The organism is Vibrio sp. 1557 (genome assembly GCF_033340175.1).
Lineage (GTDB): Bacteria > Pseudomonadota > Gammaproteobacteria > Enterobacterales > Vibrionaceae > Vibrio > Vibrio alginolyticus.
In genome coordinates this window covers 1-1,027 of record NZ_JAWOVZ010000295.1, presented here as the reverse complement: position 1 = coordinate 1,027, position 1,027 = coordinate 1, and the positions used below count along the sequence as shown (strand labels likewise).

Sequence of the window (1,027 nt, the reverse complement as noted above, 5' to 3'; positions counted from 1 at the left end):
CGATTGAACCATTCGTTTCAACCTTGATTTCGTAACCCATCGCCGCAGCACCTTTCTCCAGTGCTTCTGCTGCTAAGTAGGTGTGCGCAACGCCCGCAGGACAACCGGTAACACCAATGACGAAACCTTGGTTTGCTGGAGCATCTGTCACTGGTTGCGGTTCTTCTTTAGCAAGAAGGAGTGCCAGTGCGTCTTGGCTGTTTGCTGCGTCTAAGAACGCATCGATGAAACCATCTTCAATCAGTTTTGAAGACAGTTCTGCAAGTACTTCGATGTGGTGGTTATCGCCACCGTCTGGAGAAGCGATCATGAAGAACAGCTTTGAAGGTAAACCGTCTTCTGCGCCATACTCGATACCTGATTTGCTAACGCCGATCACAACCGCCGGTTCAATCACAGCGGCGCTTTTCGCGTGTGGAATTGCCACGCCATCTTCAAATCCGGTATTTCCTAATTCTTCACGTGCTTTTATATCTGAAAGAAATTGTGTTTGGTCAGAAATACGACCTTGGGCATGAAGAACGGCAACCAGTTCTTTAAATACGTCTTCTTTTGAAGATGCTTTAAGATCAAGCTTAATTAAGTCTTCATTTATTAGTTTGGTGATCATTGTCGAACCCCTATAAATATAATTTTTATTTCAGGGGTATTTTTAAATTACTGAGAAAAAGACTGTAGTGAAGAAAAAATGCATTTACTGGAGGATTGTAACCGACTAACTATAGTGTGATTTAGATCGTTCACTGGACAAATCTAGCTGCATATCTGTGACATGATGGATAAGAAGCTAAACGATAAGTAAAATGTGGCGTTGCTCCCATTTAAAAAGGGATTGAGTGTTATTGATAGAGTTTTTGTTACTGGAAATTTGATGCGTTAACTGGATTTTTGTAACATTAAAATGGAAGTGTGATTTTGCTCAATAGCACAAAAATCCAGTCCGGTGTATATCTATAGTAAATAGCATCATTGATGCATATATAGAGTGTGAGACAATGATTTTTCATGATTTAATTTCAGCGGTATT

Annotated in this window: 1 protein-coding gene; it reads right to left on the bottom strand. The window is 40.5% G+C overall.

The window, feature by feature from the left end:
- Positions 1 to 610, bottom strand: a 610-nt coding sequence (locus R7070_RS26600) for a fructose PTS transporter subunit IIA (RefSeq protein ID WP_318141573.1), incomplete at its 3' end; no start/stop codon positions are given.
- Positions 611 to 1,027: the final 417 nt, after the last annotated feature.